12 protein-coding genes and 1 pseudogene are annotated in these 13,681 nt (G+C 63.9%); 5 read left to right on the forward strand and 8 right to left on the reverse strand.

Translation table 11 applies throughout. The features are described 5' to 3' along the window. Positions 1–88: 88 nt before the first annotated feature. Positions 89–1,612, reverse strand: a complete 1,524-nt coding sequence (locus HU772_RS04990) for a fumarate hydratase (protein ID WP_134691507.1) — start codon at positions 1,610–1,612, stop codon at positions 89–91. A 377-nt stretch (positions 1,613–1,989) separates the two neighbouring features. Here HU772_RS04990 and HU772_RS04995 point away from each other — a divergent pair, with 377 nt between their 5' ends. Beyond that, on the forward strand, positions 1,990–2,907 hold the full coding sequence (locus tag HU772_RS04995) for an iron-sulfur-binding ferredoxin reductase (RefSeq protein ID WP_186659343.1): 918 nt from the start codon (positions 1,990–1,992) through the stop codon (positions 2,905–2,907). 126 nt (positions 2,908–3,033) lie between these two features. On the opposite strand, the gene pyk is transcribed toward HU772_RS04995, so the two are convergent. Continuing rightward, a complete protein-coding gene (pyk, locus tag HU772_RS05000; protein ID WP_186659341.1) occupies positions 3,034–4,488 on the reverse strand; it encodes a pyruvate kinase in 1,455 nt (484 codons plus the stop codon). A gap of 181 nt (positions 4,489–4,669) precedes the next feature. On the opposite strand from pyk, the gene HU772_RS05005 reads away from it, so the two are divergent. From HU772_RS05005 to sbcB, 3 genes are all read left to right on the forward strand, one after another. Next, a complete protein-coding gene (locus tag HU772_RS05005; RefSeq protein ID WP_186659339.1) occupies positions 4,670–5,056 on the forward strand; it encodes a tol-pal system YbgF family protein in 387 nt (128 codons plus the stop codon). Positions 5,057–5,179: 123 nt separating this feature from the next. Then, positions 5,180–5,539 (forward strand): PilZ domain-containing protein, encoded by a 360-nt coding sequence (locus HU772_RS05010; protein WP_186659337.1) that lies wholly within the window; start codon positions 5,180–5,182, stop codon positions 5,537–5,539. Between the two features lie 61 nt (positions 5,540–5,600). Continuing rightward, positions 5,601–7,031 carry an exodeoxyribonuclease I gene (sbcB, locus tag HU772_RS05015; RefSeq protein WP_186659335.1) on the forward strand — a complete coding sequence of 477 codons (1,431 nt, stop codon included), beginning with the start codon at positions 5,601–5,603 and terminating at the stop codon, positions 7,029–7,031. A gap of 72 nt (positions 7,032–7,103) precedes the next feature. On the opposite strand, the gene mvaT is transcribed toward sbcB, so the two are convergent. Continuing rightward, positions 7,104–7,481, reverse strand: a complete 378-nt coding sequence (mvaT, locus tag HU772_RS05020) for a histone-like nucleoid-structuring protein MvaT (RefSeq protein ID WP_186659333.1) — start codon at positions 7,479–7,481, stop codon at positions 7,104–7,106. 301 nt (positions 7,482–7,782) lie between these two features. On the opposite strand from mvaT, the gene purU reads away from it, so the two are divergent. Continuing rightward, positions 7,783–8,634, forward strand: coding sequence for a formyltetrahydrofolate deformylase (gene purU, locus HU772_RS05025; RefSeq protein WP_186659331.1), 852 nt, complete (start codon positions 7,783–7,785; stop codon positions 8,632–8,634). Positions 8,635–8,787: 153 nt separating this feature from the next. On the opposite strand, the gene gpgF is transcribed toward purU, so the two are convergent. The 5 genes and pseudogenes from gpgF to HU772_RS25190 form a co-directional block, all read right to left on the reverse strand. Further along, the gene (gene gpgF, locus HU772_RS05030) at positions 8,788–9,780 is read right to left on the reverse strand and encodes a glucosaminyl phosphatidylglycerol flippase (RefSeq protein ID WP_186659329.1); all 993 of its coding nucleotides are present in this window, start codon (positions 9,778–9,780) and stop codon (positions 8,788–8,790) included. Next, complete coding sequence (gene gpgD, locus HU772_RS05035) at positions 9,777–10,541, reverse strand: N-acetylglucosaminyl phosphatidylglycerol deacetylase (protein WP_186659327.1); 765 nt, start codon at positions 10,539–10,541, stop codon at positions 9,777–9,779. The genes gpgF and gpgD overlap by 4 nt, the downstream gene beginning before the upstream one ends. After that, the gene (gpgS, locus tag HU772_RS05040) at positions 10,534–11,655 is read right to left on the reverse strand and encodes an N-acetylglucosaminyl phosphatidylglycerol synthase (RefSeq protein ID WP_186659326.1); all 1,122 of its coding nucleotides are present in this window, start codon (positions 11,653–11,655) and stop codon (positions 10,534–10,536) included. The genes gpgD and gpgS overlap by 8 nt, the downstream gene beginning before the upstream one ends. A gap of 145 nt (positions 11,656–11,800) precedes the next feature. Continuing rightward, on the reverse strand, positions 11,801–12,565 hold the full coding sequence (locus HU772_RS25185; RefSeq protein WP_371041571.1) for a methyl-accepting chemotaxis protein: 765 nt from the start codon (positions 12,563–12,565) through the stop codon (positions 11,801–11,803). A gap of 141 nt (positions 12,566–12,706) precedes the next feature. Beyond that, positions 12,707–13,675, reverse strand: a pseudogene (locus HU772_RS25190) (HAMP domain-containing protein); the annotation flags it as partial. Between the last annotated feature and the right edge of the window lie 6 nt (positions 13,676–13,681).

Raw genomic sequence — 13,681 nt, forward strand, 5'->3', positions numbered from 1 at the left:
ATATAAATCTCACTGGTTACGGTCAGCGAGCTGCGCGCAAAAAAAAACCGCTCCCTGAGGAGCGGCTTTTCAACACAAGGGCTGCGGCTTACTTCACTTCCACCGCCAGGCTTTCGGCAATCTTGCCTTGCCACAGCGCTGGGCCGGTGATGTGTACCGACTCGCCTTGGCTGTCCACCGCGACGGTGACCGGCATGTCCTTCACTTCGAACTCGTAGATCGCTTCCATGCCCAGCTCGGCGAAGGCCAGGACCTTCGACTTGCGGATGGCCTGGGCCACCAGGTAGGCGGCGCCACCGACGGCCATCAGGTACACGGCCTTGTTGTCCTTGATCGCCTCGATGGCGGCAGGGCCACGCTCGGACTTGCCGATCATGCCCAGCAGGCCGGTCTGCTCGAGGATCTGGCGGGTGAACTTGTCCATGCGGGTGGCGGTGGTCGGGCCGGCTGGGCCTACCACTTCGTCACCGACCGGGTCGACCGGGCCGACGTAATAGATGAAGCGGCCTTTCAGGTCGACCGGCAGCTCTTCGCCACGGTTGAGCATCTCGACCATGCGCTTGTGCGCGGCGTCGCGACCGGTGAGCATCTTGCCGTTGAGCAGGATGGTCTCGCCCGGCTTCCAGCTGGCAACCTCTTCCGGGGTGATGGCGTCGAGGTTGACGCGGCGCGCGCTCGGCCCCGCTTCCCAGACGATTTCCGGGTAGGCGTCCAGCGACGGCGCTTCCAGTTCGGCCGGGCCGGAGCCGTCGAGCACGAAATGGGCGTGGCGGGTGGCGGCGCAGTTGGGGATCATGCACACCGGCAGCGAGGCGGCGTGGGTCGGGTAGTCCATGATCTTGACGTCGAGCACGGTGGTCAGGCCGCCCAGGCCCTGGGCGCCGATGCCCAGCTGGTTGACCTTGTCGAACAGCTCCAGGCGGATCTCTTCGATGCGGTTCTGCGGGCCGCGGGCCTTGAGCTCATGGATGTCGATGGATTCCATCAACACTTCCTTGGCCATCACCGCGGCTTTTTCGGCGGTACCACCGATGCCGATGCCGAGCATGCCCGGTGGGCACCAGCCGGCGCCCATGGTTGGCACGGTCTTGAGTACCCAGTCGACGATCGAGTCGGATGGGTTGAGCATGGCCATCTTCGACTTGTTCTCCGAGCCGCCGCCCTTGGCTGCGACATCGACTTCGACCTTGTCGCCGGGGACGATGGAGTAGTGGATGACGGCCGGGGTGTTGTCCTTGGTGTTTTTGCGGGCACCGGCCGGGTCGGCCAGGATCGAGGCGCGCAGGACGTTTTCAGGCAGGTTGTAGGCGCGGCGCACACCTTCGTTGATCATGTCGTCGACGCTCAGGGTGGCGCCATCCCAGCGTACATCCATGCCGACGCGCACGAACACGGTGACGATGCCGGTGTCCTGGCAGATCGGCCGGTGGCCGGTGGCGCACATGCGCGAGTTGATCAGGATCTGGGCGATGGAGTCGCGCGCGGCAGGCGACTCTTCACGCAGGTAGGCCTCGTGCATCGCCTGGATGAAGTCGACGGGGTGGTAGTACGAAATGAATTGCAGGGCGTCGGCGACGCTCTGAATCAGGTCGTCTTGCTTGATCACGGTCATGCAGCGCGCTCCTCTTAAAGACGGGAACATTCGAAAAGGCATTCCGACAATGCACACCTGTATGTCAGGAACGCCTGGCAAGGCGCCGGCTGGTCGGGCCGGCACAAAAAGGCGCGGCAGTATACCGTGCCCCGCCTCTGGAAACACCTGCAGGTGGTCTGGACCAAGGTCGGCAGGGAAAGGGCATCCTTTTTGCTGGTGACGTGGGCGGTGCAATGCAGTTCAATGAGATCAGCGTAATCTTGACCGGGGCTGCCTTGCAGCCCTTCGCGGGTAAACCCGCTCCCACAGGGGAAATGCATGGCCCTGTGGGAGCGGGTTTACCCGCGAAGGGCCGCAGAGCGGCCCCAATCGCGTGTACTTGGAGATGAACCGACATGCCCGAACTTTGCGTGGGCGAGCGCCAATGGGCAGTGCCAGGCGGCAGTAATCTACTGGATGCCCTCAACGAGGCAGGCCTGAATGTGCCCTACAGCTGCCGCGCCGGCAGCTGCCACGCCTGCCTGGTGCGCTGCCTGGACGGTATGCCCATCGACGCGAAACCCGAGGCACTGGCGGCGGACAAGCGCGAGCAGGGCTGGCGCCTGGCCTGCCAGTGCGCGGTCGTCAGTGACTTGCGGGTGGCACTGTTCGACCCGCGAAGCGACGGCCTGCCGGCCGCGGTGATCGGGTTGGACTGGTTCGGCGATGTGCTGCGTTTGCGACTGAGGTCCGAGCGGCCGCTGCGTTATCAGGCAGGGCAGCATGTGCTGCTGTGGTTGGGGGCGGTGGCGCGTCCCTATTCTCTCGCCAGCCTGCCGGGGGAGGATGATTATCTCGAGTTTCATATCGACTGCCAGCGGCCGGGTGCTTTCTGCGACCAGGCGCGTGGGTTGCAGGTCGGTGATGAGTTGCGCCTCGGTGAGTTCAGGGGCGGGGCCTTGCATTATGAACTGGATTGGCTGGATCGACCGCTCTGGCTGCTGGCGGCGGGTACTGGGCTGGCGCCGTTGTGGGGCATTCTGCGTGAAGCGTTGCGCCAGGGCCATCAGGGCGAGATCCAGGTGATGCACGTGGCACGTGAGCATTACCTGGCCGAGGCACTGCAGGCGCTGGCTGGGAAACAGGTGAGTGTGGAGCTGGTGGCGAGCGAGGATTTCGAGGCGGCGTTGGCGGGGTTGCGCTTGGCGTCGCGCCAGACGGTGGCGCTGGTGTGCGGGGCGCCGAATAGTGTCGAGCGGTTTGCCCGGCGGCTATTCATCGCCGGAGTACCGCGGGGACAGGTGTTTGCTGATGTTTTCGTCGAACCTGCCTGAGGCGTTTGGCTTGCTCATGCCGGCCTCTTCGCGGGCAAGCCCGCTCCCACAGGGGGAGTAGCACTCAGGTCTGTGGGAGCGGGCTTGCCCGCGAAAGGGCCGCAAAGCGGCCCCTTTGGAGCAGGATCAACCGACCAGCGGGTCACCGACATGCAGGATCTTCATGCCGTTGGTGCCACCGATGGTGTGGTAGCTGTCGCCCTTGGTCAGGATCACCCAGTCACCTTGCTCCACCAGGCCGCGCTTGAGCAGCTCGTCCACGGCCGCCTGGCTGACCTTGTCGGCCGGCAGCGAGGCCGGGTCGAAGGCGATCGGGTAGACGCCGCGGAACATGTTGGCGCGGGCCTGGGTGGCGCGGTGCGGCGACAGCGCGAAGATCGGCACGTGCGAACGCAGGCGCGACATGATCAGCGGGGTGTAGCCACTTTCGGTGAGGGCGATGATCGCCTTGACGCCGGGGAAGTGGTTGGCGGTGTACATCGCCGCCAGGGCGATGGACTCGTCGCAGCGCTCGAAGGTGGTGTGCAGGCGGTGGCTGGACTTCTGGCTGGTCGGGTGCTTCTCGGCGCCCGAGCAGATCCGCGCCATGGCCTGCACGGCTTCGATCGGGTAGGCGCCGGCGGCGCTTTCGGCCGACAGCATCACCGCGTCGGTGTTGTCGAGCACGGCGTTGGCCACGTCGGACACTTCGGCACGGGTCGGCATCGGGTTCTGGATCATCGACTCCATCATCTGGGTCGCGACGATCACCGCTTTGTTGTTGCGGCGGGCGTGCTGGATGATCTTCTTCTGGATGGCGATCAGCTCGGCGTCGCCGATTTCCACGCCCAGGTCGCCACGGGCGACCATCACGGCGTCGGAGGCGGCGATCAGGCCGTCCAGCGTCTCGTCGTCGGCCACGGCTTCGGCGCGTTCGATCTTGGCCACCAGCCAGGCGCTGCCGCCAGCTTCGTCACGCAGCTTGCGGGCGTATTCCATGTCCTTGGCGTCGCGTGGGAACGACACGGCCAGGTAGTCCAGGTCCATTTCCGCGGCCAGTTTGATATCGGCCTTGTCTTTCTCGGTCAGGGCCGGTGCGGTCAGGCCGCCACCCTTGCGGTTGATGCCCTTGTGGTCGGACAACGGGCCGCCGACGATCACCACGCAGTGCAGGGCATCGGCGGTGGCAGTCTCGACGCGCATGACCACGCGGCCATCGTCGAGCAGCAGTTCGTCACCGACGCCGCAGTCCTTGACCAGGTCGGGGTAGTCGATGCCGACGATGTCCTGGTTGCCTTCGGTGAGCGGGTGGGCGGTGGAGAAGGTGAATTTGTCACCGACTTTCAGTTCGATGCGCTTGTTGGCGAACTTGGCGATGCGGATCTTCGGACCCTGCAGGTCGCCCAGCAGCGCGACATGGCGGCCGTTCTTGGCGGCGATCTCGCGGATCAGGCGGGCGCGGGCCTTGTGCTCGTCCGGGGTGCCGTGGGAGAAGTTCAGGCGGGCCACGTCGAGGCCGGCGAGGATCAGCTGTTCGATCACTTCCGGCGAGTTGCTGGCGGGGCCAAGGGTGGCGACGATTTTGGTACGGCGGATGGTCATGCACAGACTCCTATAGTGAAGCGCAGCAGCAGGCTACTCCTCAATTGCGTTGTAGTCATTGTTCCGTTGCACTACCGGCACGCAAGGGAGGGTAGCGTTTGAACGGCAGGGGTATGCTTGCAAATGGCGGTGAAGATTTGCCGTCAAAGGCCGATACACTGCCCATCAAAGGAGAATTCCCATGCGCACCCTGATCGTTTTGACCATGGCGGCCAGTGTCGTCGGCTGTACCCGTTGGTCCATGGACCACCACCTGAACAACGCCTATCGCGCCTACGACCGTGGCGATTGCGCGCGGGTGATGCTGGAGCTGTCGCAGGTCGACCGCACCAGCCGTGCGCGACCGTTCATCCACCCGGAAGTCTCGTTGCTGCGCGGCCAGTGCCTGGAACGGCAGAAGCTGTATGTCGATGCAGCCCAGACCTACCAGTACCTGATCCAGCAATACCCGCGCAACGAGTACGCCTACCGCGCCCAGGCCCGTCTGCAGACCCTGGAGAAGCTCGGCCACCTGCGCGGCGGCGACACGGCGGTGGCCAAGCCGGCCAGCACCACACCTTGGCGTTAATCCGAAGGTGTCGATGATTTCATGTAGTCGGCGGGGCGGGCTGGGCTAATCTATCAAAGCGTTGTAACGATTATCGCCAGTACCTTGTCTTCCTGGCTCCAGGTACAGGATTTCACTGCGATCATGTTTATCGAGCGACATATAGAACGTCACCAGCTACCTTGCGTTCTCAAGGTCTACAACCGCTGCACCGAGCAACAGATCGGCTATCTGGGCAATGCCTCCGAGGACGGCCTGATGCTGATAAGCCAGTTGCCGGTGCTGGTGGGGCCGGACTTCGAGCTGCAACTGCGGGTGCCTCTGGCCGGTGGTGGCGTGCAGTTCATCAACCTCACCGCCAGCTGCCTGTGGTGCCGTGAAGACCAGACCCCCGGGCACTACGATGCGGGCTTCATGCTGTTGCAGGCGCCCACGGAGTACGATGAGTTCGTCCGCTCTTTGCGCGACTATTTCAGTTTCCGCCCGCTGAACGCCTCCGCCTGAGGCTGGCCCAGGCCTGCCCTGGGCCGCTAGACTCTGGTCGACCTTGTTACAGGAAGACCCCGTGAGCTCCAGCATCTTCTGGCACGACTACGAAACCACCGGCATCAATCCGCGCTGCGACCGCCCATTGCAGATGGCCGGCGTGCGCACCGACCTCGATCTCAACGAAATCGAGGCGCCGATCAGCCTCTATTGCCGACCTTCGGACGACATCCTGCCGCATCCGGCGGCTTGCCTGGTCACCGGCATCACCCCGCAGCAACTGGCCAGTCATGGTTTGTGCGAAGCTGAATTCATGACTCGGGTGCATCAGCAGCTGTCGCGCCCGGGCACCTGCGGTGCCGGCTACAACACCCTGCGCTTCGACGATGAAGTCACCCGTTACAGCCTCTATCGCAACTTTTTCGACCCGTATGCCCGCGAATGGCAGGGCGGTAACAGCCGCTGGGACCTGATCGATGTGGTGCGCACTGCCTATGCCCTGCGCCCGGAAGGCATCCAGTGGCCACAGCAGGACGGGCGTACCAGCCTGCGTCTGGAGTTGCTGAGCAAGGCCAATGGCTTGGACCATGGCCAGGCTCACGAAGCGCTTTCCGACGTACGGGCGACCATTGCCCTGGCGCGCCTGATTCGCGAGAAACAACCCAAGTTGTACGACTGGTTGTTCCAGTTGCGCAGCAAGCACAAGGTGATGGAACAAGTTCGCCTGTTGCAGCCGCTGGTGCATGTATCCGGACGTTTCTCGGCGCAACGCAACTATATTGGCGTGGTGCTGCCCTTGGCCTGGCACCCGCGCAATCGCAATGCGCTGATTGTCTGCGACCTGCAACAGGATCCTCGGCCTTTGCTCCAGGAAAGTGCAGAAGCCTTGCGCCAGCGGTTATACACGCGGCGTGAAGACATGGCCGAAGGCGAACTACCGGTGCCGTTGAAGTTGGTGCATATCAACCGTTGCCCAGTCTTGGCGCCATTGTCGGTATTGCGCCCCACTGACCAACAGCGCCTGGGCATCGACTTGCCGGCGTTGCAGTCAAGTGGCGAACAGTTGGCGAATCAGCAGGCCTACTGGCAGGACAAGCTGGACATCATCTTCCAGGAGGAAGGCTTCGCGCCGAGTGAAGATCCTGAGCAACAGTTGTATGACGGATTTATCGGCGACCGGGACAAGCGCCTGAGCGAGCAAGTGCGTGGCATGGATCCCGGACTATTGGGCAAGCAGCAATGGATGTTCGATGACGCGCGACTGCCGGAGTTGTTGTTCCGCTACCGTGCGCGAAACTTCAGCGACACCCTGGATGAACAGGAACGTGCACGTTGGCAGGTGTTCTGCCAACAACGCCTGACGGACCCGCTAAGCGGCGCGCCGACCACGATCGGTGACTTTGAACTGGCATGCCAGAGCAGTTGGAGCGAAGCCAGCGAGGCCGGACGACAGGTGCTGGCGAGCTGGCTGGAACATATCAAGCAACTGAAAGTGAACTACCAACTGTGAAATAAACAGACAAACAAAAACGCCGGCAAATGCCGGCGTTTTCATTGTGCTGACCACGCGCGATGGCGTGGATCAGTCCAGCAGGGTAGCCCAGCTTTCGACGACGTCGCCGCCCCACTTGGCTTTCCATTCTTTCAGGGTCTTGTGGTTGCCACCCTTGGTTTCAATAACCTCGCCATTGTGCGGGTTCTTGTATTGCTTGACCTTACGCGCGCGTTTGGTGGCGGTGGTCTTGACGGCGCCACGTGGGGCCTTGCTCAGTTTGCTTTCCGGGTCGAGCAGGGCAATGACGTCGCGCAGCGACTTGGAATACTCGCCCATCAGGGTGCGCAGCTTGCCTTCGAATTCCAGTTCTTTCTTCAGCTTGTCGTCTTGCGACAGGTTGGCCAGGCGGGCCTGAAGTTCTTTGATCGCTTCTTCGGTGGCGCGGTATTCGTTGATCAGGGACATGGAGAGTTCCTTAATGCGTTAACAGAGATACAGTGCGGCCAATAATAGACAGGCGATACTCCCAAGTAAACAATTAAAAGGCATGCACCAATTAATAGCAGTCAGCGTATTTTTCAGGGCGAAGGTTAAGAAAAATTCACCTAGTGGCCGGGGTAATGGCTATTCCCCTGTAAGGGGCAGGGAAATGCGTTGTGCGCTTTTGCTCGGTGGGCCGGTTGCGTGGACAGGGGTAGATCATTACTGCGTTTTTCCTGGCAGGTCGCTAGAATGTGCGCCTTTGCGAAGTTCTGGAGTTTCCCTCATGCGCACCTTTCGATTGGTGATTGCCTGCCCCGACCGCGTCGGTATCGTGGCCAAGGTCAGTAATTTCCTGGCCCTCTACAATGGCTGGATCACCGAGGCCAGCCACCACTCCGACGAACAGAGTGGCTGGTTCTTCATGCGCCATGAGATCCGCGCCGAGTCCCTGCCATTCGGTATCGAGGCATTTCGCGAGGCCTTTGCGCCGATTGCCGAAGAATTCTCGATGACCTGGCGGATCACCGATTCGGCGCAGAAGAAGCGTGTGGTGTTGATGGCCAGCCGCGAGTCGCACTGCCTGGCCGACCTGCTGCACCGTTGGCACACCAACGAACTGGATTGCGAGATTCCCTGCGTGATCTCCAACCACAACGACCTGCGCAGCATGGTCGAGTGGCACGGCATTCCGTTCCACCATGTGCCGGTGGACCCGAAGGACAAGCAGCCCGCCTTCGCCGAAGTCTCGCGCCTGGTCGACGAGTATGCTGCCGACGCCGTGGTGCTGGCCCGCTACATGCAAATCCTGCCGCCACAGCTGTGCCAGGCTTACGCCGAGAAGGTCATCAACATCCACCACAGCTTCTTGCCATCGTTCGTCGGTGCCAAGCCATATCACCAGGCGGCCCTGCGTGGCGTGAAGCTGATCGGCGCGACCTGCCACTACGTCACCGAGGAGCTGGACGCCGGCCCGATCATCGAACAGGACGTGGTGCGGGTCAGCCATGCCGACAGCATCGAGGACATGGTCCGCTTCGGCCGCGATGTGGAGAAGATGGTCCTGGCCCGTGGCCTGCGCTACCACCTGGAAGACCGCGTGCTGGTGCACGGCAACAAGACCGTGGTGTTCAACTAAGGCGCGCGACCGCCATGGTAGATCCTGGAGACAAGGCCGCGGCTTCACTGCCGCCCACCCTGGGTGAAGGCTGCCTGGCGCGCTTCGACCCTGCGGCCCTGAGCGCTGAGGACGGCACCGAGTTCCCCGGTGCCGCCGAGCTCTGGGCCACGCTCAACCCGCCTGGCGACGGCGCCGCAGCAACAGCGGACGCGCCAGCAGGTAGAGGAATACCGGCCCACCGGCGAGCAGATAGAAGTAGTAGGTAACCGCGCGCCAAATCAGGATTGCCGCGGCCGCCGTCGAACTCCCCACCAGCGGTGCCAGCAAGGTCGCCGAGGTCAGCTCGGCCGCCCCGGCGCCTCCAGGCAGCAGGCTGAACTGCCCGGCGCTGAGCGCGAGCATCTGCACCAGAAAACTCGGTACCCACGCCAGTTCTACGCCCAGCCCCTTCAATACCAGGTACAGCACGCTGTAGCGCAGGCTCCAGTGCGCGCAGGTGAGGGTGAACACCAGCGCCAGGGTGCGCTTGGGCAGGCGCCAGGTGTCGGCCAGGGCGCGCATGAAGCTCAGTAGCTTGCGTGCCCAGCGTCGTTGCCTCGCCGGGGCCATGCCCAGGCGGCGCAACAGGCAGCCATTGCCGCGTATCAGCGCGCGCCGATAACGCCAAAGCAGGACAATGCCGGCCAAGGCCGCGCACAGTAGCAGGGCGCTGCCCAGCAGCATGTGCTGCTGGCTATGGCCAAGGCTGTGGAACAGGGCGTAGCCGGCGATCACCAGCAGGGCGCAGAAGAAGAACACCAGGTCGTTCAACTGGTCCATGGCGAACACCGCGCCACTGCGCGAGGGGGCGATGCGCTCACGGGCCAGCAAGGTCATCAGCGTCAGTGGGCCGCCGCTGCCGCCGGGAGTGGTGCAGATGGCGAACTCGGTGGCCATGATCACCCCGAGGCTGCGCAGCCGCCCCACCTGTGCGCCCTGTTCACCCAGGAGCAAGCGCAGGCGGGTGGCGTTGATGATCCAGCACAGCAGGATCAGCCCCAGAAGCAAGGCCATCAGCCCAGGGGAGAACGTTTGCAGGCGAGGGAGCAGTGCTTGGCCGCCCAGCAAGGCCGGGACCAGCAACGCCAGCAGCACTGCCAGGCCGAGCCAGCCCAGTCGGTTCATGGGCTGGCCTGGCGCGCCAGCCAGGTGGATTTGGTCAACGGTTCGCGGCCTTCGCTCAGCAATCGGCGTAGCGTGTTCAGCCAGTAGTTGCGCGAGCTTGCATGACGCATGTCCACCGGGTGCAGGCCCAGGCGCAGGGTGGGCGCATCGCGCCAACGCCGGCATTGCCAGTCGCTGACCATCTTGGACAGGCCGCGACGCCAGCCGCTGCGGGCGCTCCACACCAGGCCGGGGGCGCTGTAGGCGGTGAAGTCCGGCAGGCGATACAGGTGCTGCGGCGTGCTGGTGTAGCGCAGGGGGAGCTGGCGCAAGGCCTGGCGTGTGCCTTCGCTCATCAGCCAGGCCGGTGCGACGAAGCCGGCGACCGGCCAGCCTTGCCGGCCGAATACTGCCAACCCCGCCTCCAGCCGCTGCAGGGCCTGGGCCTGGTCCAGAGCGTAGAACTCTCCTTCGTGGGTATAGCAGCGGCGCATGAAGTACTCGCCCAGCCCGCGTGGTGGTGGGCCGTCGTCGGCGTGGTAGTAACCGTGCAGGGCCAGTTCGTCGCCGCGAGCCAAACGTCGTTCGAGCAAGTGACAGAAGGTTGGCGAGCGGGCCAGTGGGTTGCGCTGGTGAAAGTCTGGCACCACCAGCCAGGTCATGGGCACGCTGCCGAGTTCATCGATGGCCTGGACGAACGGCTGGTAGTCCGGCCAGGTTTCCGGCGCGACGTCGTGCAGCACCAGCATCAGGCTGCGCGCGTTGCCTGGATGCTCAGCCATGGGCACGCACTTGGGGTTGCGGGCCCAGCACGGCTTGATAGTGATGCAGCAGGCCGTTGACCACCGCGTCCCAGCTGTAATGGCGCTCGGCGTGGCGGCGGGCCTGGGTGCCCAGCGTCCGTGCGCCGGCCTCGAACACCTCGCGCACGGCGTTGGCCATGGCCGGAGCATCGTTGGCCGGGCACAGGCGCCCGCACTGCTCGTTGACGATTTCGCTGAATGCCCCGGCGCGCACGGCGACCACCGGGGTGGCGCTGGCCATGGCCTCGAGGATGACCAGGCCGAAGGTCTCCTGGTCGCCGGCATGCACCAGCAGGTCGGCGCTGGCCAGCAGCCGGGCGACCTCGTGCGCGGGGCAGAAATGGTCGATCACGCTGACATTGGCTGGCACGTTGGCGGGCATGTTCGAGCCCACCAGCAACAGGTGGTAGTGGGCACCCAGGGTGCGCATGCAGTCGAGCAGCACCGGCAGGTTCTTTTCCCGCGAGCCGCGCCCGGCGAATACCAGCAGGCGGCTGGTATCGGCGATACCTAGTTCGGCACGCAGCCCGGGGTCGCGGCGCTGGGGGTGAAACAGCGCCAGGTCGACCCCCAGGCGCTGCACGTGCACATCGTTGACGCCAAGCCTGCGCAGCTTGTCGGCCATCACCTGGCTGGGCGCCAGGACCCGGTCGAAGTTGCCGTACAGCTTGCTGACATAGGCTTCGACGTTGGGGGTGAACCAGTTGCCCATGCGGTTGCTTACCAGCAAGGGCAGGTCGGAGTGATAGAAGCCGATCACCGGCACATCAAGCTGGCGCCGGGCCTCGAGGGCGGCCCAGGCGGTGAGGTAGGGGTCGCCGACCTCGATCAAGTCGGGCTGCAGGCTGCGCAACGCGTCACACCAGGGCGCCAGGCGCAGCGGAAAGCGATAGCCGTTGCCGAAGGGCAGGGGTGGGGCGGGAACCTGGTACACACCATCGGCGTTGTCGGCGCTGGCGCCGGGAATCAATAGGCTGTGGCGTACGCCGGGCATGGCGTCGAGGCGGCGGTGTTTGGCATCAAGATAGGTCCGTACGCCGCCGCTGGCCGGGGCGTAGAACATGGTGATGTCGGCGATGTGCACGATCAGCATCCCTCCGGGATCGTCCTCGGGTGTGTCATCTGGCGATGACGCGCCTAAAGGTTGACCTTGTTGAAGGATAGTTTGTTCGATCGCGTGTCGAGGCGTCCCGTAGGCGCCGGCAAAGCAGCAGCCTACGGGACGATGGGGGGCAAGGTCAGATGCGGAAGCTGCCGACCAGATGCTTCAGGCGGCCGGCCTGTTGCTCGAGGTCCGAGCAGGCGCGCAGAGTGGCCTGCAGGTTCTCGACGCCTTCCTGGTTGAGCATGTTGATCTCGTTGATGTCCATGTTGATCGAGTCGACCACGGCCGTTTGCTCTTCGGTGGCGGTGGCCACCGACTGGTTCATGCCGTCGATCTCGCCGATGCGCTGGGTCACGCTGCCCAGGCGTTCGCCGGCCTGGTTGGCGATGTCCATGCTGTCCTGGCTGTGGCGCTGGCTCTGGCCCATGGTGTCGACGGATTCGCGGGCACCGACCTGCAGCTCTTCGATCATGGTCTGCACCTGCTGCGCCGACTCCTGGGTGCGGTGGGCCAGGTTGCGCACTTCGTCGGCGACCACGGCGAAACCACGCCCGGCCTCGCCGGCGCGGGCGGCCTCGATGGCGGCGTTGAGCGCCAGCAGGTTGGTCTGCTGGGAGATGCTGGTGATCACTTCGAGGATCTGACCGATGTTGACGGTCTTGTTGTTCAGCGTCTCGATATGCTCGCTGGAGGTGACGATCAGGTCCGACAGGCGGTTCATCGCATCGATGTTGCGCTGCACCACCTGCTGGCCTTCCTCGGCCAGCAGGCGTGCGGAGCTGGCGTGCTGCGAGGCCTGGGCGGCGTTGCCGGCGATTTCCTGGGCGGCGGCGCCGAGCTGGTTGATGGCGGCGGCGACGCTGTTGGTGCGGTTGGACTGCTCGTCGGAGTTGGCCATCGACGAGTTGGAGGCGCTGATCACCCGCAGGGCCACTTCATTGACCTGCTCGGTGGCCGACGACACTTCGCGGATCGAGCCATGGATGCGCTCGACGAAGCGGTTGAAGGCAGTGCCGAGGATGCCGAACTCGTCGTGGTTGTGGATCTCCAGGCGGCGGGTCAGGTCGCCTTCGCCCTCGGCGATGTTGGCCATGGCGCGGGTCATGGTGTGCAGCGGCTGCATCAGCACGCGAATCAGCAGGCCGAGCAGGGCGATGATGATCACCACCGCCACCAGGGTGGCGATCACCGCCGAGGTGCGGAAGGTGCTGAGCATCGAGAAGGCTTTGTCCTTGTCCACCGACAGGCCGATGTACCAGTTCGCCGAAGGCAGGCCCTTGACCGGGGTGAAGGTCAGCAGGCGGGTCTGGCCACCCTGCTCGACTTCGGTCAGCTCACGGGACAGTTTCGGGGTGTTCTGCGGGAACAGGTCCGACAGCGACTTCATCACCAGGTTCTTGTCCGGGTGCACCAGGATCTTGCCTTGGTCGTTGACCAGGAAGGCATAGCCCATGCCGCCGAAGCTCAGTGAGTTGATGATGTCCACCAGGCCGTCGAGGGCCAGGTCGCCGCCGACCACGCCGACCGAGCGCGAGGCGGTGCTGATGATCGAGATGACCATCTTGTTGGTGGCCATGTCGATGTACGGTTCGGTGAGGATCGGGCCGCTGGCGTTCAGGCCGTCCTTGTACCAGGGGCGTACGCGCGGGTCGTAGCCGTCGGGCATCTTGGTGTCCGGGCGCACGGTGAAGGTACCGTCGGGCTGGCCCAGGTAGATGGTCAGGAAGCTCGAGGTCAGGGCGTTCTGACCCAGCAGGGTGCCGGTGTTCTGCGGGAACTGGGCCAGGTTCTGGGCGACGTTCTCGACCAGTTTGATGCGCCCTTCGAACAGGTTGCGGATGTTGGTGGAGGTGGAGTCGCCCATCTCGCCCAGGTAGTTCTCCAGATCCTCGCGAATGGCGTTACGCTGGAGATAGTCGTTGTACAAGGTGAACAGGCTGAAGGCGAGGATCACGATCAGTGATGCCGCCATGAGAATCTTGTGGCTGAAACGAAGGCTTTTGTTCATGACGTG

The sequence above is a fragment of the Pseudomonas xantholysinigenes genome, assembly GCF_014268885.2.
GTDB lineage: Bacteria > Pseudomonadota > Gammaproteobacteria > Pseudomonadales > Pseudomonadaceae > Aquipseudomonas > Aquipseudomonas xantholysinigenes.

Excerpts from the sequence above, each read along its gene's own strand:
- HU772_RS04995 (WP_186659343.1), top strand. The coding sequence starts at position 1,990 with ATGCCCGAACTTTGCGTGGGCGAGCGCCAATGGGCAGTGCCAGGCGGC.
- HU772_RS04990 (WP_134691507.1), bottom strand. The coding sequence starts at position 1,612 with ATGACCGTGATCAAGCAAGACGACCTGATTCAGAGCGTCGCCGACGCC.
- pyk (WP_186659341.1), bottom strand. The coding sequence starts at position 4,488 with ATGACCATCCGCCGTACCAAAATCGTCGCCACCCTTGGCCCCGCCAGC.
- HU772_RS25185 (WP_371041571.1), bottom strand. The coding sequence starts at position 12,565 with ATGGCCAACTCCGACGAGCAGTCCAACCGCACCAACAGCGTCGCCGCC.
- HU772_RS05010 (WP_186659337.1), top strand. The coding sequence starts at position 5,180 with ATGTTTATCGAGCGACATATAGAACGTCACCAGCTACCTTGCGTTCTC.
- gpgF (WP_186659329.1), bottom strand. The coding sequence starts at position 9,780 with ATGAACCGACTGGGCTGGCTCGGCCTGGCAGTGCTGCTGGCGTTGCTG.
- gpgD (WP_186659327.1), bottom strand. The coding sequence starts at position 10,541 with ATGGCTGAGCATCCAGGCAACGCGCGCAGCCTGATGCTGGTGCTGCAC.
- HU772_RS05005 (WP_186659339.1), top strand. The coding sequence starts at position 4,670 with ATGCGCACCCTGATCGTTTTGACCATGGCGGCCAGTGTCGTCGGCTGT.
- purU (WP_186659331.1), top strand. The coding sequence starts at position 7,783 with ATGCGCACCTTTCGATTGGTGATTGCCTGCCCCGACCGCGTCGGTATC.
- mvaT (WP_186659333.1), bottom strand. The coding sequence starts at position 7,481 with ATGTCCCTGATCAACGAATACCGCGCCACCGAAGAAGCGATCAAAGAA.
- gpgS (WP_186659326.1), bottom strand. The coding sequence starts at position 11,655 with ATGCTGATCGTGCACATCGCCGACATCACCATGTTCTACGCCCCGGCC.